18 protein-coding genes are annotated in these 19,703 nt (G+C 71.6%); 11 read left to right on the top strand and 7 right to left on the bottom strand.

Features of this window, described 5'->3' with window-relative positions:
* Positions 1-4: 4 nt before the first annotated feature.
* From OG828_RS42165 to OG828_RS42155, 3 genes are all read right to left on the bottom strand, one after another.
* Positions 5-475 (bottom strand): roadblock/LC7 domain-containing protein, encoded by a 471-nt coding sequence (locus OG828_RS42165; protein WP_443060237.1) that lies wholly within the window; start codon positions 473-475, stop codon positions 5-7.
* On the bottom strand, positions 472-2,985 hold the full coding sequence (locus OG828_RS42160; RefSeq protein WP_328504120.1) for a sensor histidine kinase: 2,514 nt from the start codon (positions 2,983-2,985) through the stop codon (positions 472-474). Before OG828_RS42160 ends, OG828_RS42165 begins: the two co-directional genes overlap by 4 nt.
* 64 nt (positions 2,986-3,049) lie before the next feature.
* Positions 3,050-3,823, bottom strand: a complete 774-nt coding sequence (locus OG828_RS42155) for an MHYT domain-containing protein (protein ID WP_328369149.1) — start codon at positions 3,821-3,823, stop codon at positions 3,050-3,052.
* Between the two features lie 151 nt (positions 3,824-3,974).
* Here OG828_RS42155 and OG828_RS42150 point away from each other — a divergent pair, with 151 nt between their 5' ends.
* On the top strand, positions 3,975-4,574 hold the full coding sequence (locus tag OG828_RS42150) for a class I SAM-dependent methyltransferase (protein ID WP_328504119.1): 600 nt from the start codon (positions 3,975-3,977) through the stop codon (positions 4,572-4,574).
* A gap of 140 nt (positions 4,575-4,714) precedes the next feature.
* Here OG828_RS42150 and OG828_RS42145 read toward each other — a convergent pair whose 3' ends face one another.
* The gene (locus OG828_RS42145) at positions 4,715-5,617 is read right to left on the bottom strand and encodes an oxygenase MpaB family protein (RefSeq protein ID WP_328369143.1); all 903 of its coding nucleotides are present in this window, start codon (positions 5,615-5,617) and stop codon (positions 4,715-4,717) included.
* 99 nt (positions 5,618-5,716) lie between these two features.
* Here OG828_RS42145 and OG828_RS42140 point away from each other — a divergent pair, with 99 nt between their 5' ends.
* Positions 5,717-6,013: a hypothetical protein gene (locus OG828_RS42140; RefSeq protein WP_328504118.1), complete on the top strand. Its 297-nt coding sequence runs from the start codon at positions 5,717-5,719 to the stop codon at positions 6,011-6,013.
* A 133-nt stretch (positions 6,014-6,146) separates the two neighbouring features.
* Complete coding sequence (locus tag OG828_RS42135) at positions 6,147-7,028, top strand: hypothetical protein (RefSeq protein WP_328369137.1); 882 nt, start codon at positions 6,147-6,149, stop codon at positions 7,026-7,028.
* A 145-nt stretch (positions 7,029-7,173) separates the two neighbouring features.
* Here the strand turns inward: OG828_RS42135 and OG828_RS42130 are convergent, their stop codons facing one another.
* Positions 7,174-7,356, bottom strand: coding sequence for a hypothetical protein (locus tag OG828_RS42130; protein ID WP_210571217.1), 183 nt, complete (start codon positions 7,354-7,356; stop codon positions 7,174-7,176).
* Positions 7,357-7,699: 343 nt separating this feature from the next.
* Between OG828_RS42130 and OG828_RS42125 the strand changes: the two genes are divergently transcribed.
* The 3 genes from OG828_RS42125 (at position 7,700) to OG828_RS42115 (ending at position 11,746) form a co-directional block, all read left to right on the top strand.
* On the top strand, positions 7,700-9,733 hold the full coding sequence (locus OG828_RS42125) for a HelD family protein (protein WP_328505032.1): 2,034 nt from the start codon (positions 7,700-7,702) through the stop codon (positions 9,731-9,733).
* A gap of 43 nt (positions 9,734-9,776) precedes the next feature.
* Positions 9,777-10,331: a GNAT family N-acetyltransferase gene (locus OG828_RS42120; protein WP_328504117.1), complete on the top strand. Its 555-nt coding sequence runs from the start codon at positions 9,777-9,779 to the stop codon at positions 10,329-10,331.
* Positions 10,332-10,402: 71 nt separating this feature from the next.
* Complete coding sequence (locus tag OG828_RS42115; RefSeq protein ID WP_328504116.1) at positions 10,403-11,746, top strand: esterase-like activity of phytase family protein; 1,344 nt, start codon at positions 10,403-10,405, stop codon at positions 11,744-11,746.
* Positions 11,747-11,798: 52 nt separating this feature from the next.
* On the opposite strand, the gene OG828_RS42110 is transcribed toward OG828_RS42115, so the two are convergent.
* Positions 11,799-12,221, bottom strand: coding sequence for a hypothetical protein (locus OG828_RS42110; RefSeq protein ID WP_328504115.1), 423 nt, complete (start codon positions 12,219-12,221; stop codon positions 11,799-11,801).
* Positions 12,222-12,364: 143 nt separating this feature from the next.
* Entirely contained in the window at positions 12,365-13,531 is a 1,167-nt protein-coding gene (gene xylA / locus OG828_RS42105) for a xylose isomerase (RefSeq protein ID WP_328369119.1), read from the bottom strand.
* Between the two features lie 177 nt (positions 13,532-13,708).
* Between xylA and xylB the strand changes: the two genes are divergently transcribed.
* The 5 genes from xylB to OG828_RS42080 all read left to right on the top strand — a co-directional run bounded on the left by xylB (position 13,709) and on the right by OG828_RS42080 (position 19,684).
* Positions 13,709-15,154, top strand: coding sequence for a xylulokinase (xylB, locus tag OG828_RS42100; protein WP_328504114.1), 1,446 nt, complete (start codon positions 13,709-13,711; stop codon positions 15,152-15,154).
* Positions 15,155-15,167: 13 nt separating this feature from the next.
* Positions 15,168-16,376 (top strand): ROK family transcriptional regulator, encoded by a 1,209-nt coding sequence (locus OG828_RS42095; protein ID WP_328504113.1) that lies wholly within the window; start codon positions 15,168-15,170, stop codon positions 16,374-16,376.
* 183 nt (positions 16,377-16,559) lie between these two features.
* Complete coding sequence (locus tag OG828_RS42090; protein WP_328504112.1) at positions 16,560-17,573, top strand: acetamidase/formamidase family protein; 1,014 nt, start codon at positions 16,560-16,562, stop codon at positions 17,571-17,573.
* A 35-nt stretch (positions 17,574-17,608) separates the two neighbouring features.
* Positions 17,609-18,208 carry an N-acetylmuramoyl-L-alanine amidase gene (locus OG828_RS42085; RefSeq protein ID WP_328504111.1) on the top strand — a complete coding sequence of 200 codons (600 nt, stop codon included), beginning with the start codon at positions 17,609-17,611 and terminating at the stop codon, positions 18,206-18,208.
* A gap of 183 nt (positions 18,209-18,391) precedes the next feature.
* Positions 18,392-19,684, top strand: a complete 1,293-nt coding sequence (locus OG828_RS42080) for a GAF domain-containing protein (RefSeq protein ID WP_328504110.1) — start codon at positions 18,392-18,394, stop codon at positions 19,682-19,684.
* Positions 19,685-19,703: the final 19 nt, after the last annotated feature.

Genomic DNA, 19,703 nt, shown 5'->3' with positions numbered 1-19,703 from the left:
CGGTTCATCCGGCGGGCGGCCGCGCGGCGACGCGCGGCGCCGTGTAGAGGTGCTCGCCGACGCGCTTGACCAGCCGCGCCATCTCGTAGGCCACCAGCCCGATGTCGGCGGTGACGGCGGTGAGGACGGCGAGGCAGGAGCCGTCGCCCGCCGCGGCCACGAACAGGAAGCCGTCGTCCATCTCCACCATGGTCTGGCGTACGCCGCCCGCGCCGAAGTGCCGGCCGGCGCCCTTGGCCAGGCTGTGGAAGCCGGAGGCGACCGCGGCGAGGTGTTCGGCGTCCTCACGGCGGAGGTCGGTGGACGCGCCCACGGCCAGTCCGTCGTTGGACAGCACCACGGCGTGCCTGACGTCGCTCACGCGCAGGACCAAGTCGTCCAGCAGCCAGTCGAGTTCGCCCGACCTCCCCCACTCTCGGTTTCGCTCGAGCGGGGGGACCCCCACGTCGGCCCTCATGCTCGGGTCCTGGATCATGCGGGGTCTCCTTCGCTGCTGTCGCTGCCCGCCGGGGTTTCTGGAGCGGCACCGCGTCCGGGCTGCCTGCCGCCGCCGCGCGTCCAGCCGTCGCGGTACGACGCCATGCGGTCCCGCACGAGTTCGGGTGTGCGCTCGTCCTGGCCCGGCGGAGCGGCCGGTGGTTCCGGCTCCTCGGGGCGTCCGTCGCGCAGTTGGGGGGCGAGGTTCGCCTGCCGGACGCGACGGGGAAGGTCGTCGGAGGCTTCGGAGTCGTCCGGCGGGCGGTGCAGTCGCAAGGTGGTGACTCCGGGGGGTGGTGTGTCTGCCGCGGTGTCCGCGGCGGTGGCGACGGGTGCCACCAGTGCGGGGCGGTCCGCGGGCGCGGTCACGGACTCCTGGTGCGGGGCCGGGCCGGGCACGCGCGCGTACTCGCGTTCCGCGGGTCGCTCCGCCTCTGCGGTCTTGCGAGGAGAACGTTCCTCCGCGCCGCTGTGCAGCAGGGCGGTGGGCAGCAGTACGACCGCGGTCGTGCCGCCGTACGGGGAGGTGCGCAGGTGCACCTTGACGCCGTGCCGGGCCGCGAGCCTGCTGACCACGAAGAGGCCCAGCCGGTCGCTGTCGAACAGGTCGAGGGCCTCGGACTGTTCGATACGGCGATTGGCCTCGGCGAGGGTCTCCTTGCCCATGCCCAGGCCCCGGTCCTCGACCTCCAGGACGTAGCCGTTGCCGACGGGCTCGCCGGTGATCCGCACGCGCGTGTGCGGCGGCGAGAACTGGGCCGCGTTCTCCACGATCTCCGCGAGAAGATGGGTGAGGTCGGCCACGGCCGTGCCGATGACGGCGGTCTCGGGGAGTTGTCGTACCTCCACGCGCGCGTAGTCCTCGACTTCGGAGACCGCCGCGCGGACGACGTTCGTCAGGGAGACCGGCATGCGCCACGCCCGGCCGGGTGCCGCCCCGGAGAGGATGATCAGGCTCTCCGCGTGGCGTCGCATGCGGGTGGTGAGGTGGTCGAGCCGGAACAGGTCGCTCAGCTCATTCGGGTCGTCGGAGCGCCGTTCCATGCTGTCGAGCAGGCTGAGCTGGCGGTGGACCAGGACCTGGCTGCGGCGGGCGAGGTTGACGAAGACACCGGAGATGCCGCTGGCCAGCTCCGCGCGTTCCACGGCGGCCCGCAGCGCCGCGCGGTGCACGGTGGCGAGGGCCTCGGCGACCTGGCCGGCCTCGTCCTCCGCGGCCGGACCTGGCGGAGCCTCGGCACCGACGTCGATCTCCTCGCCCGCGCGCAGTTTCCGCATGGCTTCGGGGAGCTTGCGCCGGGCGATCTCCAAGGCGCTGTTGCGCAGGCTCACCAGCTCGACCACGAGGGCGCGGCCGATGCGTACGGAGATGACGAGCGACGCAGCGACGGCGAGGAGGCCGAGCAGGACCGCGGCACCGGCCGGGGTGAGCAGACCGCGGGTGAACGGGTCGGCCCGGTCGGCGACGCCGCGCCCGGCGTCCTCCTCGATCGAGCGCATCGCGTCCTGCACGCGCGCGTGCGCCTGGTCCCAGGTGGCTTCCGGTGCCGCGTGGATCGCCCGCGCACCCGAACCGGTGGCGAGGACCTTGTTCTCGACCGCTCCCAGGGCGGCGTAGGCACTGCCCTCGGCGAGCGCCCGCCAGGCGGTGCGTTCGGGGCCGCGCAGGTCCGCGACGGCTGCCCCGGTGAGGGTGCGGCGGGTTTCGACGGCTCCGGTGAACAGCCGCATCCGCTCCCCGTCGAGGCGACCGGCGAGGCGTGCGCCGGCCAGCACGACGTCCTCTTGGGCCAATGCCTCGCCCGCGCGGGAGAATTCGAGCAGCACGCGCGCGTCCGAGCCGAGTTCGGCGTCCTGGATGCCGGTGAGGGCGCCGCCCACGGTGAAGGCCGTCGCGATGGTCTTCGTGTACTGCCGATACGTCTCGTCCCAGCCGGCGCGCCGGTCCTGTACCGCGGTGCGAAGGGGGCGCAGTTCCTCGGCGGCGGTGACGAACGCTTCCAGACGTGCGGCCACTCCGGCGGGCAGTTCCTCGCTGTCTGCGACGGTGTTGTCCTTGCCGAGCCGGAGTTCCCTCACGGCCCGGTCCGTGCGCTCGGCCAGCCGCGCGACGGCACCGCTCTGCCCGGAGGACGGATCGGTGGCGTGCCGCACGGCGGCCTCGCGCTCGGCCTGGAGTGCGGCGACGGCGTCCGCGACGGGGGCCCGGATCGCGGAGTCCACCCGCTGCAACTGCCGCAGCCGGGAGACGTCCTGGGCGGTGCTCACGGTGGCGTACGCCCAGAGGGCGAGCAGTGAAACCACCGGCACCATCAGCAGGCAGACGATCTTGGCGCGTACGGTGCGCGGTCGTATGCTCCATCGCCCCGCGCGCGCGGGTGCGTCGTCCACCACCGTGTCCACGGGTTCGTCCCGCCCTTCGTCCGCGGGCGGTCCGGCATGGGCGCGGCGCCCGCGCACGGGCGGCGGCGCGGCGCCGGCTTCAGGGGTCCTTCGGGATGTACGCATGGCCTCCTCGCTCGAAAGTCGTTCGGGGCGTGCCTGCCGGGCCTCTCCGGGGTGGACCCGCTGCTCAGCGGGCGACGCTCTCGATCGGACGCTGGGCCGAGGCGGATGCCTCGCGCTCGCCCGTCGTGGGAGACAGGGCGACGAAGGCCGAGGTCAGGAACAGATAGGACCCGAGGCCGACGGCGAGGGGAAAGATGAACTGCATCGCCGTCGCCCCGGGCAGGACCTCACCGGACGGCGTGACGTGCACGCTCACCGCGAACATCCCGGTGTAGTGCATGCTGCTCACCGCCGCCCCCATGATGAGCGAGGCGATCGTGACGGCGACCGCGGACTTGATGTTGAGGGCCGCCCACAGGGCCGCCGTGGCGGCGACGACGGCGATCAGCACGGAGAGTCCGACGAGCACCGGGTCGTAGTGGACGTCTCCGTGGAGGCGCACCGCCGCCATTCCGAGGTAGTGCATGCTCGCCACGCCCAGGCCGGTGGTGAGTCCGCCGATCAGCAGCGCCCGGCCGCGGTCACGGCTGTAGCCGACGGCGAAGACGCCGGCGCAGACGACCGCCATGGCGACGAGCAGGCTCAGGATGGTGAGCGGCACGTCGTAGTGGATGTCGGTGCCGCTGACGCTGAAGCCGAGCATGGCCACGAAGTGCATGGTCCAGATGCCGGTTCCGATGGCCGAGGCGGCGGTGATGAGCCAGTTGCGGCGAGACCGGCCGGTGGCGCCGAGAGCTCGGACGGTGCAGCGCAGTCCGAGCGCCGCGCCTATACAGGCCATGACGTACGACAGTGCGGGTGTCAGCCAGCCCAGGGCGGCGTGGTCCAGGTGTCCCATGGCCAAGGGACGCTAGGGGGGCAGGGGCGCGCGAAGGGAGCGCGTTTCGAAAGGTGCTGGAATATGACGCAGAGAGGTGTCTGAACGATCGCGTCACGCTCGAACGTGTGCGCCGCGACGTCCTCCCTGCCGGTGAGGGATCATGCGGACCATGAGCGACGACCACACACATGTCCAGGAGTTCTTCACCGCCCGCGCCGCGGACTGGGACAGCCGCTTTCCGGACGACGGCCCGGCCTACACGGCCGCGGTCGCCGCACTCGCTCTGCCCGAGGGGGGCCGGGTGCTCGACGCGGGCTGCGGCACGGGCCGGGCCCTGACGCCGCTGCGCGCGGCCGTGGGGCCCTCCGGAGTGGTCCTGGGAGCCGACCTGACCCCGGCCATGCTGGAGGCCGCCGTACGGGCCGGACGGGACCGGGACGGGCAGTTGCTGCTCGCCGACGTCGCCGCGCTGCCGCTGCGCTCGGAATCACTCGACGCGGTGTTCGCGGCGGGACTCATCGCCCATCTCCCCCAACCGGCCGAGAACCTGACGGAGTTGGCGCGCGTGGTGCGCAAGGGCGGCACCCTGGCGCTGTTCCACCCGATCGGCCGCGCGGCGCTCGCGGCACGCCAGGGCCGGCAGATCACCCCGGACGACCTGCGCGCGGAACCCAACCTGCGGCCCCTGCTGGCGCGTTCGGGGTGGCGTATGACGTCGTACGTCGACGAGGACGCGCGGTTCCTTGCGCTGGCCGCGCGCGAAGGCTGAGCCACTCGCATGGTCGCTGCCCACAGAGGCCCGACCTCCCCCGGCACGCGCGCGTGGCCGCCGTCGACGAGCGCGTTCTCCTTGTAAGAGGCGGTGCCACCTCCCGCGCCGAACTGGCCCGGCCGCGGGAGACGATCGACTCACTCGCCGGCGGTGGCTGACTGATCCGTGGGGCGCACCGGGCAGCCGCGCAGTCCGGGCACCGGGCGGGTGCCCAGTTCGTCGAGCCGGTAGCCGTTCGGATAGCCCTTGATCTCCCAGTTCTGGCGCGCGTGGTGCGGTGCCCGGCGTGGTGGCAGGAGACGGACGAGCCGTCCACGGGTCCGAACGGCGCGGCGTACCAGGGCGCGGGTGGCGGCGTTCGGCGGAGGGTAGTGGAAGGCTCGCAGCAGCGGGTCGTCGAGCAGGGCGAGGGTCGCCGTGCGTAAGAGGGGACGCAGTGGGCGTGGGTACCAGGAGGCCATCAGGGTGAGGGTGGCGTCCGAGACACGGCGCGCGTCCTCGTCCCAGTCGAAGTGGGCGTCCTCGTAGGCGTCGAGGCAGGTCTCGAACTCCTCGTAGGACTCGGGGATGTCCTGAATGCCCATGTGCCGGCCCAGCGTGCGGTAGTGGACCGTGGAGGCGACCGTCTCGTGGCGGGACAGCCTGCGCCATCCGTAGGAGTCGATCCACCGCTTGGGCATGACGACGAACGTGCACAGGACGTAGCGCATGTCGTCGTTGCTGATGTCGTAGCTGCGGTGCATCTGGTTGATCCGACGTATCGCGGTGCGGCCCTCTCCGCTGTCGAAGCCGTGCTCGACGACGGCGTCCAGGAGCAGGCTGGTGTCGTCGTAGCGTTTCTGCGTACGGTCCGTGAGTTCGGCCGTCGCGGCCAGGAGCCGGCCGATGCTGGGCACGGCGTAGGTGCGGTACAGAGCAAGTTCCAGGGAACGGGTGAAGTCCCAGGGGAACTCGTACGCCGCGCAGAGACGGTAGATCTCGGACGCGTCCTCGTACGGGTCCATCCGCCGGATTCGTTCGAGTCGCTCGAAACGCTTCACCGCGCCGTCCCCCTTCTGCCGCCGGAGCTACAACTTTACGTTGAGGAGCAGGAGATGAAGGATCAGCCGTGGCAACCACGCAGGGGGAAGGTGGTCAGCATGTTCGGGAGGGTCCGCAAGTCCGGTGTCAGATTCCTCAACGCTTTGCGCGCGGAGCGGGACACCGGCCGGGACAGGCGCACGCACAACCTGTTCGAGGCCGCCGCCGCGTATGTGTCGGCGTGCGCCGAGGACGACCAGGAACAGATCGACGAGGCCGTCGGCTGGGTGTCGCCGGAGGCGCTGTCGTTCGGGGTGAGCGAGCTGGCGTGCCGGGCCGTCATCGCGCTCGCGCGGGAACGCGACGAGTCGCCGCACACCGTGGCCCGGACGCTCCTCGGGCTGCCGGCGGCATGACGCCGGGGGCACCAGTGGTCGATTCGCCCCGTCGAGCCGGAAAACTGCAGCTCCGAGTGGGCCTGGGAGTCGTGACAACGGCCTTCCGGTCGCACTAGGGTGCGCCGTTGTACGGACCGATGGGGAGGCTGGGATGGCCGGGACGGACGAGGACGCCGTCGCCGCCGAGGACGACGCGCTCTATGTGCTCACGGCGGTGCTGCTGACGCCGGCGAAGTTCCCGAGCGTGCTGGGCGACGACTATCCGGAGGCCTGCGCGGCGCTCGGCCTCGCGCCGCTGGCCGACGGGTACGGCCTGGTGCTCGGCCAGGACGGCGACGGCGCCCGCTGGACGGTCGCGATCGACGACGTGTCGCTGGTCGCCGTGGCCATCGCGTCCTGGGACTGCGGCATGGAGTACGACCTGTCCCCCGACGAGCGCACGGTCGTGGCCGCGCTGCCCGGCTGGCCGCTCGAGGTCGCCGTCGCGGCGCCGGGTGTGCCCGCGCCGCACGATCCCGGTCCCGATGTCGCGGACCGCCCTGCACTGGTGCCGCCGGACACCAGCATCTGGGGACCGGCCCAGCGCCGCCTGGGCGCGGACGAGATCGCGCTGCAGTGGGCGACGTGGCGCGAGCAGCTCGACGACGCGGACTTTGCGAGCCCCAACGGCTCATCCGCGACGCCCGCGGACACAGATGAGGCCGAGGCCGATCAGGACGTGAAGGCCCAGAAGCAGGACGGGACCGTGGAAACCGGCAAGCCGGGCCACGGTGGCATCCGGCGTGTTCTCGCGGAGGCCCGCGCCTACGTCGACACGCCCCCGCCGCTCGGCCGCGTACGGTCGTCCTTCGCGCCGGGCGACGCACGGACCCTGCGAGCCGACGGACCCGGCTGGTCCCTGGTGGCCAGGACGGACGACATCGCCTTCGTGCTGCTCGACGAGGAGCCCGGCGAGGTCATGCCGGTGGGCCGGGGACCTGAGCTGCCGGGTCTGCTCGAGGCCCTCGACAAGATGGCCGTACGCCCCAGCTGAGCGGGCCACGACCACGGGGCTCGGCCTCGTGAGTTGCCGCGAGGCACCGAGCCGCCCGCGGACCGTGCCGTCGGCAGGCCCGCGGGCGGCGATGTGGTCGGCTCCTGTGTGCCGGCCGACCGGGATACACCGGTGCGGTCATGCCTCAGCGGCCGAGCTCCTTGCGGGTGACGCGGCGCAGCTTGCGCCGCTGCGAGGGGTCCAGCGTGAGGTACGCGGCTGCCGGGACTCCCAGGATTATCAGGAGCGCCGCCCACCAGGGCAGCCAGATCAGCAAGATGATCCCGGCTGCCACACCTCCTGCGGCGATCTTCGCGTTCTTCGACATGTGTCGCCTCCTTCGCGGCCACGGCCGCTCTCTGTCCTGAAAACGGGTCCGCGCTTCCCACGGTTCCGGAAAACGACCCTGAGACTCCCCTGAGGCCCGACCCCGAGGCACCCCTGAGATCCGTCTCCGCATGGAGTGGATACCCAGCCGGAGTGGGGAGTGACCCGGCTCACTTCGCGATCATGCCGGGCTGACCGCCTCGGTGCTGTACCCTCGGCCGCTCCGACCTCCGGTAGTCAAATTTGAGGAATAAGTCTTCACTGTGCACGTTGCCAAGAGGAGCCACCTGTTGTCGCAAGTCAACGACCCCGCCGCGAGCCAGGTCGAAGAGGAACAAGCCCACGTGTCCACTGTGTACGAGGTGCTCTCCGAGCGGCTGGCCGAGGCACGGACACGTTTGGCAGATGTACTCAAGACCCCGGCCGAGAGTGCGAGCGAGGCGCACGAGCGAGAGGTCGCCGCTGAGCGGCTGGCGAAGGAGATCGGCCGGCTGGAGGGAGCCGAGAACGGACTGGTCTTCGGCCGGATCGACTCGACGGACGGTACCGCCCTGCATATTGGGCGGCTCGGCCTGCAAACGGACGAAGACGACCTGCCTCTGCTGGTGGACTGGCGAGCGAACGCGGCGCGGCCCTTCTACGAAGCGACACCGGCTCACCCGATGAACCTGCGGCGCCGCCGGCACCTGCGCCTGGAGGAGCGCAAGGTGGTCGCGGTGAGCGACGAGTTGCTGGACGGCTCCACTGCGACCGCTGAGGATGTCGTGGGCGACGGCCCTCTGATGGAGGCCCTTTCGGCGCGGCGCACGGGCCGGATGCAGGCGGCGGTCGCGACGCTGCAGGCCGAGCAGGACGAGATCGTGCGCTCCGCGCACCGCGGGGTGTCAGTGGTCCAAGGCGGCCCCGGAACCGGCAAGACGGTGGTTGCCCTGCACCGGGCGGCCTATGTCCTGTACGCGTTCCCGCGCGCGGCGCAGCAGGGTGTGCTGATCGTCGGTCCGAACGCGCGGTTCCTCGACTACATCTCCCAGGTTCTGCCGTCACTCGGCGAGAACGACATCGTCCTGGCAACCTGCCAGGAACTGGCGGGAGTCTTCCCGGACACGGCGGAGACGCTCGATGTGGCGCGTCTCAAGGGCAGCTCGATACTGGCCGACGCCTTGGCCGAATTGGTGCGCCGTCACCAGGCTCCTGACGGAAGCTTCACCGTGCTGATCGGACACGAATCGGTTTGCCTTCATGACGACGTTGTCGCCACAGCGCGAAACACCGCCGTGGCAACCGGGGTGGGACACAACCCCGCGCGACGGGTATTCAAAAAACTCCTGGTCGACGCCATCACCGACGCGCTGGAACGGAGCACGGGCGACATCCTGGAGCAGATCGACGCGGAGGTCACCCTGCTGACCGGCACAGACCTCGACCGGGTGGCGGCGGCCGACCTGCGCCGGCTCGGATACGACGCCGCGGCTGCCACGGGGCCGGCGGATGAGTTCGACGCGGACGCCGTCCGGGCCGCGCTGTTGGACGACGATCACGTCGACAGGGCGATCGAGGAACTCTGGCCGCGGCTGGTGCCCAGCGATCTCGTGCGAGCCCTGCTGACGAACCCTGACACCCTCGCCGAGCACCTGCCCCAATTGACCGACGACGAGCGGTCAAGCCTGCTGCGCCATGCGGACGACTCCTGGACCGATGCCGATGTGCCGCTGCTGGACGAAGCAGCGAGCCTGATCGACGGTCCACCGCAACGGACCTACGGACACGTGGTCGTCGACGAAGCACAGGAGCTGACCGCCATGCAGTGGCGGATGATCGTACGACGATGCCCGGGCAAGGCGATGACGCTGGTGGGCGACTTCGCCCAGGCGGGACCGGTCGCGACAGCACATGGCTGGACGGAGGCGCTGAGCCCTCATGTCGGCTCGCGGTTCAACCTCCATACCCTGACCATCAGTTACCGCACTACACAGGAGATCCTGGAGACCACCCGAGACCTTCTCGTACGGATTGCCCCGGATCAGACTCCGACACGGTCCCTGCGCCGTGGTGAGCCTCCTCGCACCGTGCCGACGCGGCCGGATGAGCTTGCCACCACCCTCGTCCAGGAGCTGCGGACTCAGACCGAGGCGTACCCCGGCGAGCTCATCGGTGTGATCTGCGCGGACACGAGGCTGCATCAGCTGACAGCCGCGGGTATCGCGGAGCATGCGCGCATCGTGCCGGCGTCCGATGCTCGCGGGCTGGAGTTCGACGAGGTCGTCGTCGTGAGTCCCGGCGAAATCAGCACGGCCCGGCCCGGCGGGGAGAAGGACCTGTACGTAGCCCTGACTCGGGCCACCAAGAGGCTCTGCACGATCAGTGTCCAACCCGTTTGACGGACGCCTGAAGGGGCCCGCTCGGACGGTAGGTTGGCGCGTCATGAAGTATTTCGGCCAGGACATACTCACCGTCGCCGACCAGCTCTCCGAGGCGTACGCGGAGGTCTTCGGGGCGCCTCCGTGGGAGACCCGGGAGCCGGAGGCGACCAGGGTGGAGTTCCGGGAGCGACTGGAGAAGGACGCGCTTCGCCCCGGATTCCGTGCCGTACTGGCGTTCTCCGACACCGGTGAGGTCGACGGCTTCGCCACGGGGTGGATCACCCAGGCCCCGTTCCGCACCGACCGCGCCTATCCGAAGGTGACCCGACGGCTCGGCGCGGACCGGGTGAACCAACTGCTGGTGGGCGCCTTGGAGATCGACGAACTGGGAGTGCGGGCACGCGCGCGTGGCGGCGGTCTCGGGCAACGGCTCCTGTCCGCGCTCACCGCCACCGCACCTGACGGCAGGGCCTGGTTGCTGACCTGGAATCAGGCGCGCGACGCCGTGGCGTTCTACCGCCGCATCGGCTGGCAGGAGCTCGAACCGGTACCGGGCGACAAGACGGACGTCGTGGTGTTCCTCTCGACGAGCGTCCGCCGCCCCGCGTTCACCTGACAGTCGTACGGCGTTCGATGCGGGGCCCAACTCTGGCCGCTGTCGTCGAACTTGCTCCTCAGGAGGCCCTGATGTCCCCGTACGCCACCGGCCGGCGCCGCGTCCACCGTTCCCTCGCAGTGGGTGTGCCGCTGGCGGTGGTGGCCGCCGCGCTGGTGGCGGCAGGGCCGGCCTCGGGGTCGACGACCACGGCCCCGTACGTCACCCGTACGGCCACGCTCGGCGACATCCCGCTCGGCACGTTCAGCAACGCGCTGCTGCCGGGCACGGTGGCCGACGACCGGGGCGTGGACCTCGGTGGCATCGGCAGTGACATCTATCCGGCAGGCCGCAAGGGCGAGTTCTGGACGGTCACCGACCGCGGGCCCAACGGCCAGATCAAGGTGGACGGGACCAAGCGCCGCACCTTCCCCGTGCTCGGCTTCGACCCGGCGATCGTGAAGATCCGGGTTTCCGGTGACACCGTGAAGGTGCTGGACGCGATCCCGATCACCACCTCCTCCGGGAAGCCGGTCACCGGCCTGCCGAACCAGAAGGGGCGCGACGAGGCGCCGTACTCCTATGACGCGCGGACGCCCCTGACGTACAACGCGAACGGGCTGGACACCGAGGGCGTCGTGCGGGCCGGGGACGGGAGTTTCTGGCTCGTCGACGAGTACGGGCCCTCCCTGGTGCATGTCTCCGCGCGCGGGAAGGTGCTGGCGCGCTATGTGCCCGAGGGGCTGAACCTCACGGGCTCGGACTACCCCGTCGTGGAGGCGCTGCCGTCCGTCCTGCTGCACCGGAAGATCAACCGGGGCTTCGAGGGACTCGCCCAACTGCCCGGCGGTGACCTGGTGATGGCCGTGCAGAGTCCGCTGTCCCTCCCCGACGGGGACGCGGGGGATGCCTCGCGCACCACGCGGCTGCTGCGCTTCTCGCCGAAGAAGGAGGCGGTCACCGCCGAGTACGCGTACCGCTTCGACCCGGTGAACGTGGTGGACCCGAGCGAGGACGACACCTCGGAGCTGAAGATCTCTTCCGTGGTCGCCGTGGGCCGGGACCGGCTGCTCGTCGAGGAGCGCACGGACAAGGCCGCGCGGCTGCAGATCGTGCACCTGGGACGCAAGGCGAACATCCTCGGCGGCCCCTGGGACGACGACACGACCTCCCCGTCGCTGGAGCAGCTCGACGACCCGGCGGCCTCTGGTGTGCCCGTCCTGGCCAAGCGCCTGGTCGTCGACCTGGGCACGGTCGACGGCGTGCCCGGGAAGATCGAGGGCGTCGCGCGCGTGGATCGCGACACCCTCGCTCTGATCAACGACAACGACTTCGGCATGACGGACGGCACCGGCGCGTTCGACGCGAACGGCCGGCTCGTGGACAGCGGCGTCGAGACGACCGTGACGTACGTGCGGCTGCCGCGCGGGATCTGATCCCGGACCGTGAGAGTGCGGCACGCGCGCGTGCCGCACGAAACACGTCGCCCTACGGCAGGTCGACATCCAGCGACGGCAGCAGTGACTCAATGTCGCTCGGGAAGCCGCTCGGCAGCTCGCTCGGGAACCCCGAAGGCAGCGAAGGCACCTCGCTGGGCAGTCTGCTGGGCAACTGAGTCGGGATGCTCAGGGACGGCCGCGGGGTGCCGCTCGTGCTGCTCTCGGCGGGCGTCTTGTCGTCCGGGGAGTCGTCGCCTCCCGAGGCGGCCAGCACCACGGCGACGACGACGGCGACGCCCACGAGTGCGGCGATCAGGATGAACAGCGGATTGCGGCGCCGTCCGGGGCCACCGCCCGGTGGCTGTTCCGGCGGCGGCCAGTCACCGTACGACGGCGGTCCGAAACCTCCGCCCTGAGGCGGCGTCCCACCCGGAGGCCCGGGCGGCTGAGGCGGTACGGGCGGCATGGCCATACCGTCAAGCGTCGCCGCTGACCGGGGCGGCGCGCGACCCCCGCACGGCGGTTGATACGGACTCATGCCATGGATCGCATGGTTCCGGAGCATTCCGCGCGGGGACCGTCCGACAGCCGCCTCTCACCGGCACGCGCGCGTGGTCAGCCGCGCGCCCCCAGCAGATGGTCCATGGCCAGCTGGTCGAGCCGCTCGAAGGCCATCCCGCGCGCGGCGGTCGCCTCCACGTCGAACTCCTCGAAGGCCGAGCGGTCGGCAAGCAGCGCCTGCAGACCGTCCGCAGCCGTGGGCTGCGCCAGCTCGTCCAGTCGCGAGGCGCGCAGAGCCTCCTGGACCTCCGGGTCGGCACGGAAGGCGGCCGCACGCTCCTTCAGGATGAGGTAGTTGCGCATGCAGCCCGCGGCCGACGCCCACACGCCGTCCAGGTCCTCGGTCCGCGGCGGCTTGAAGTCGAAGTGGCGGGGTCCGGCGTAACCGGCGCTCTCCAGGAGGTCGACCAGCCAGAACGCGGCGCGCAGATCGCCGGCGCCGAAGCGCAGGTCCTGGTCGTACTTGATGCCGGACTGGCCGTTGAGGTCGATGTGGAAGAGCTTGCCCGCCCACAGGGCCTGCGCGATGCCGTGCGGGAAGTTCAGCCCGGCCATCTGCTCATGGCCGACCTCGGGGTTCACGCCGTACAGCTCGGGGCGCTCCAGGCGCTCGATGAACGCCAGGGCGTGGCCGACGGTGGGCAGCAGAATGTCGCCGCGCGGCTCGTTCGGCTTGGGCTCAATCGCGAACTTGAGGTCGTAGCCCTGGGAGGTGACGTACTCGCCGAGGAGGTCGAACGCCTCCTTCATACGGTCCAGAGCGACGCGTACGTCCTTGGCGGCGCCGGACTCGGCACCCTCCCGGCCGCCCCAGGCGACGTAAATCTTGGCCCCGAGCTCTACCGCCAGGTCGACGTTGCGGATCGTCTTGCGCAGGGCGTAGCGCCGCACGTCACGGTCGTTCGCCGTGAAGGCGCCGTCCTTGAAGACGGGGTGCGTGAAGAGGTTCGTCGTGGCCATCGGCACGGTCATGCCGGTCGTGTCGAGCGCCTGACGGAAGCGCTTGATGTGGGACTCGCGCTCGGTGTCCGAGGACCCGAAGGGGATCAGGTCGTCGTCGTGGAAGGTCACTCCGTAGGCGCCGAGCTCGGCCAGGCGCTGCACCGACTCGACCGGGTCGAGGGCGCGCCGCGTGGCGTCGCCGAACGGGTCCCTTCCCTGCCAGCCGACGGTCCACAGGCCGAAGGTGAACCTGTCCTCGGGGGTGGGCTGGTAGTTCATGCCGCGGCTCCCTTGCTCGCTTGCGACTCTCGCTCACGACTATTTCGTCATGGCGCTTTACAAATTAGTATGCGGAGGCATCTCTGGGAAGAGACATGGTGTCTTTCGTCAGACACGAGCCAGACATGAGCCACGCGTGAGTCGCGGAAACGTGAGCCGCAGAAAAGGGAGAGCCCGATGTCAGCAGCCGAGGGTCCGCTCGTCGTCGGCGTGGACACGTCCACCCAGTCCACCAAGGCACTGGTCGTCGACGCGTCCACCGGTGAGGTCGTCGCGAGCGGTCAGGCGCCGCACACCGTGTCCTCCGGGGCGGGCCGGGAGAGCGATCCGCGCCAATGGTGGGACGCCCTGTGCGAGGCCCTGCGCCAGTGCGGTGACGCGGCGCACGAGGCCGCGGCGGTGTCGATCGGCGGCCAGCAGCACGGGCTCGTCACGCTGGACGCCCAGGGCGACCCGGTACGCCCCGCCCTGCTGTGGAACGACGTGCGCTCGGCGCCCCAGGCGCGTCGGCTGACCGAGGAGCTGGGCGGCACGAAGTTCTGGGCCGAGCGCACCGGGCTCGTCCCCGCACCGTCCTTCACGGTCACGAAGTGGGCCTGGCTGGCCGAGCACGAGCCGGACGCGGTCCGCGCCACCAAGGCCGTACGCCTCCCCCACGACTACCTCACCGAACGCCTCACCGGGCAGGGCACGACCGACCGCGGTGACGCGTCCGGGACGGGCTGGTGGGCGTCCGGGTCCGAGGCGTACGACGAGGAGATCCTTGCGCACGTCGGGCTTGACCCGGCCCTCCTGCCCCGCGTGGTGCGGCCCGGCGAGGTCGCGGGCACCGTGCGCGACAGCCATGACCTGCCCTTCTCCAAGGGCACCCTGGTCGCCCCGGGCACCGGCGACAACGCCGCCGCCGCGCTGGGCCTCGGGCTGCGTCCCGGCACCCCGGTGCTGAGCCTTGGCACCTCGGGCACGGTGTACGCGGTGTCGAAGCGACGCCCCACCGACCCGACCGGAACCGTGGCCGGCTTCGCCGACGCGCACGGCGACTGGCTGCCGCTGGCCTGCACCCTGAACTGCACGCTCGCCGTCGACCGCGTCGCCTCCCTGCTGGGCCTCGACCGCGAGGCCGTGGAGCCCGCCACCGGCATCACCCTGCTGCCCTACCTGGACGGCGAACGCACACCCGCCCTCCCCCACGCCTCCGGCCTGCTGCACGGCCTGCGCCATGACACCACCGCGGGCCAGCTCCTCCAGGCCGCCTACGACGGCGCCGTCCACGCGCTGCTGGGCGCGCTCGACCTAGTCCTCGATGAGGACGCGGACCGTTCGGCCCCACTGCTGCTGATCGGCGGCGGCGCCCGGGGCACGGCATGGCAGCAGACCGTACGGCGGCTGTCGGGCCGCCCCGTGCAGGTGCCCGAGGCCAAGGAACTGGTCGCGCTCGGCGCCGCCGCGCAGGCGGCCGGCCTGCTGACCGGCGAGGATCCGGCCGCGGTGGCCCGGCGCTGGCGTACCGCCGAGGGTCCGGTACTGGACGCGGTGGAGCGGGACGAGGCGACCCTGGCCAGGATCTCCGGGGTACTCTCCGACGCGGCCCCGCTGCTCGAGCGGAGCGCGGAGAACCACTGAGGACGACGGAGGCATGACCGCACCGCTGCACGAGGCCCGCCCGGGAGGAACCGGGCGCGCGCTGCCCGACACACAACAGGGCATGCGCCGGCGCAACCTCGCCCGGGTGATGCACACCGTCAGTGCCGAGGGGCCGCTCTCCCGTGCCGCCGTCGCCTCGCGCATCGGGCTGACCCGTGCCGCGGTGTCGACCCTCGTCGACGAGCTGATCCGCTCGGGCCTGCTGGAGGAGCTGGGCCCCGAGCGGCCCGGCCGGGTGGGACGGCCCGGCTCGGCGCTCGCCGTCAGCCGACACGGGCCGGCGGGGATCGGCGCGGAGGTCGGCGTGGATCACCTCGCGGTGTGCGCGGTCGATCTGCGCGGAGACGTGCGGGCACGGGCCGTGCGGTACGGCACCAACCGGGGGCGCTCGCCCCGACCGGTGATCGAGGAGCTCACTGAGCTGGTGGGCCGGATCGTCGCCGAGGCCGAGCTCGAGGGCCTGTGGCCGGCCGGGCTCGCCGTGGCCGTACCGGGCCTGGTGGCGCGCGACGCGCGAACGGTCGTACGCGCCCCGAACCTCGACTGGCACGACACCGACCTCGGCGCCCTGCTGCCCGCGCATCTCCCGCTGACCGTCGACAACGAGGCCAACTTCGGCGCGCTCGCCGAACTCCGGCTCGGCGAGGGCACCCCGAGCGACTTCCTGCATGTGTCCGCCGAGATCGGCATCGGCGCGGCGGTCGTCGTGGACGGGCGACTGCTGCGCGGGACACGGGGTTTCGCGGGCGAGCTGGGGCATGTGCCGGTCCGTCCGGACGGGCCTGCGTGTCCGTGCGGGGGCCGCGGGTGTCTGGAGCAGTACGCCGGTGAGGAGGCGGTGCTGCGAGCGGCCGGTCTGGAGCTGGGCGAGGACCGCGTCGGGCTGCTCGCGGGGCGCGCCGCGGACGGTGACCCGGACGTACGACGTGCGCTGCGCGACGCGGGAGAGGCGCTCGGCATCGCGCTGACCGGGGCCGTCAATCTGCTGGACCCCGAGGGCGTGGTGCTGGGCGGCGCGCTGGCCGGGCTCGCGCCGTGGCTGCTGCCCTCGCTGGAAGCCGAGTTGGCACGCCGGACAGCGGGGCCCGCATGTCCGGTGGCCGTGTCGCGACTGGGTCCGGAGGGGCCGTTGCTGGGTGCCGCACACTCGGTCGTCCGGGCGGTGCTCGACGATCCGGCGGCCGTGGCCGAACGCGCCTGATCGACGGACGACCCAGCGGCGGCAGCCGAACTCGCCTGGTCACAGCTCGACTTCACCCGTCCGGGTGAGCGAGTTTTCCACAATCCCGGGCCCGTCCACGGATACACGGCATGCGCTGCTGCCCCACCCGTATGCGACGTACCTTGATGCACCGGTCCTTCCACCGAACGGAGCTGTGCAGCGATGAGCGACCCCCGGATTCTGACCGTGCGCCCCGAACCGGGCGAGTACGCCTGGACGTTCGGCGGAGTGCCACCCGTGGCCCGGATCGCGCCGGGCACGGTCCTCGATCTCTACACGGAGGACTGCTTCGCCGGACGCGTGCGGTCCGAGAAGGACCTGGTGTCACAGGTGTGCGAGTTCCCGTTCCTCAACCCGCAGACCGGCCCCTTCCACGTCGAGGGCGCGGAGCCGGGCGACACCGTCGCCGTGCACTTCGTGTCGATCGAACCGGCCCGGGACTGGGCCGCGTCGACCACGGTCCCGCTGTTCGGCGCGCTCACCTCGACGCACACCACGGCCACGTTGCAGCCGCCGCTTCCGGAGACGGTCTGGATCTGGCAGCTCGACCGCACCCGCCGTACGGCCCTGTTCCGGGCGCACGACAGCGACATCGAGGCCGAGCTGCCCCTCGACCCGATGCACGGCACCGTGGGCGTGGCTCCCGCCAACCTGGAAGTGCGCTCGGCCCTGGTGCCCGACGCGCACGGCGGCAACATGGACACACCCGAGATGCGGGCCGGCGTCACCTGCTACCTCGGGGTGAACGTCGAGGGCGCTCTGCTCAGCCTCGGAGACGGCCACGCCCGGCAGGGCGAGGGCGAGACCTGCGGAGTCGCCGTCGAGTGCGCGATGAACACGGTGGTGGTCGTCGAGCTGCTCAAGGGACTCGCCACGCCCTGGCCGCGCATCGAGTCGGATACCCACATCATCTCGACGGGCTCGGCGCGCCCGCTGGAGGACGCGTTCCGGATATCCCATCTCGACCTGGTGCGGTGGCTGGTGCGCGACTACGGCTTCAGTGAGCTGGACGCGTACCAATTCGCGACCCAGTGCGTCGAGTCGCCGTTGGCCAATGTGTGCGACACCAACTACACCTGCGTGGCCAAGCTCCGCAAGCAGTGGCTGCCCGCGCGCGAGACTCATCGCGGCGTGCATGCTCGGCTGCGGGAGACGGCAGGGACCCTGCGGAACTGAGCATGACTTCCTGACCGACGAAAGGCACCGCCCCCATGGAACGGGCAAGACCGCTCCCCACGCGACGCCGGCTGCTGAAGGGCGCCGCCCTGGCCGCCGTACCGTACGCGCTGCTCCCCGACGCGCGGGCCGGAGCGCGCGTCCAGGCCGTCGACCACCCGTCGGCCGCGTGGCAGCCGGCGACCAGCTCCAACTACACGGCTGCGGAACCAGCTACGGGTCGAGTGGTCGACCGCGTGATCATCCATGTCACGCAGGCGACCTTCACCACCACCCTGTCCATCTTCCAGAACCCGAAGAAGGAGGTGTCGGCGCACTACGTCGTCCGCTCGGCCGACGGTCATGTGGCGCAGTGCGTCCGGGAGTCCGACATCGCCTGGCACGCGGGGAACTGGGAGTACAACACGAACAGCATCGGCATCGAGCACGAGGGCTGGGTGGACCGGCCCGCCTACTTCACCGACGTGATGTACGAGGAGTCGGCCGCACTCACCGCGGCGATCTGCACCAGACACGGCATCCCGAGGGACCGCGCGCACATCATCGGGCACCACGAGGTGCCGGGCACGGACCACACCGATCCCGGACCGAACTGGGACTGGGCTCGCTATCTGAGACTGGTCGAACGAGCCTGACCTGCGGCTGAAACGAGCCTGACCTGCGGCTGAATCGAGCGAGACCGACCGGGCCCGAGGATGGACCGAGCGAGCCCGACCGGGGCCACACGCCTCGTTCGGGTGGCCCCGGTCGAAGTGGTTGTCCGCGGGCGCACCCGGAGTGACGATGTCCCCAGCCGCATCGCCGTCCGGGAGGCCGAGTTGACCGATCCATGGGTGGCTTTGGAGCCGGGGGCCGACCCTGCCGAGCGCGTGCGGATACTGCGTCGTGCGCATGAGACGTTCACCGAGGCAGGCACGGTGCCGCGGCCGGTGCGTGCGGTGGTGGCCGACTCATGGCGGCGTTCCGTGCGGGCGGGGGTCGGGCCCGACGGCACGGCGAGGGTGGAGCTCGCGGACGGCGACCTCGGTGCCTATCGGGCCGAGCATCCGCTGGCACGGGTGATGCCGCTGTTCCGGGAGCTCATGGGCACGTTCGCGGCGGACGGCGAGCATCTGCTCGCGGTGTGCGACGCCCGCGGCAGGCTGCTGTGGGTCGAGGGCCATCCGACGACCCGACGACGGGCGGACCGGATGAACTTCGTGCCCGGCGCGCGCTGGGCGGAGACGGCGGTCGGCACGAACGCGCCGGGCACGGCCGTCGCCGTCGACCGTCCGGTGCAGGTCTTCGCCGCCGAACACTTCATCCGGCGGGTGCAGCCCTGGACCTGCGCGGCGGCTCCGGTGCACGATCCGCGCACCGGACGGGTGCTGGGCGCGGTGGACATCACCGGCGGGGACGGGCTCGCGCATCCGCACAGCCTGGGCTTCGTCCAGGCGGTCGCTCGGGCCGCCGAGTCCCAGCTGGCCCTGCTCCCCGAGGGGCAACCGGTCGCCGACACACCCGAGTTGAGCGCGCTGGGCCGCGATGAGGCACTGCTCGTCTCGGGAGGTCACCGACTCAGGCTCAGCCGTCGGCACAGCGAGATCCTGGTGCTGCTGGCCCGCCATCCGGAGGGGCTGACCGGCGACGAATTGCTGTGCGCGCTGTACGAGGACGAGTCGGTGCCACCGGTGACACTGCGCGCCGAACTGGCCCGGCTGCGCAGACTTCTCGGCCCCGGGCTGCTGGCCTCGCGGCCCTACCGGCTGACCCTGCCGGTCGAGTCCGACGTCGCCGTCGTCGAGCGGCGCCTGGAGACCGGTGCGATCACGGCGGCGGTGACGGCGTATGCCGGGCCGCTGCTGCCCGCCTCGCAGGCACCCGCCGTGGCGCGGCTGAGGCGCCGCCTGGCCGACGGCCTCCGGACGGCACTGATCACCCGCGGCGACCCCGACCTGCTGGCCGACTGGGCACACGCGGCGTGGGGCGAGGACGACCTCGACGTCTGGCGCGCGCTGGCCGCCGTACGCCCGACCGCCGCCGTCCGCTCGCGGCTGGCCGCGCTGGAGTCGGAGCTGTCGGCACCGGCCGACCGGCCACGCGCCGACCGGCCGCGCGGGCCGGTCCGCTGACCGGACGCCACGCGTGGCC

This window comes from Streptomyces sp. NBC_00457 (assembly GCF_036014015.1).
Classification (GTDB): domain Bacteria; phylum Actinomycetota; class Actinomycetes; order Streptomycetales; family Streptomycetaceae; genus Streptomyces.
The sequence above is the reverse complement of the archived record's forward strand: the minus strand, read 5'-3'. Positions and strand labels throughout refer to the sequence as shown.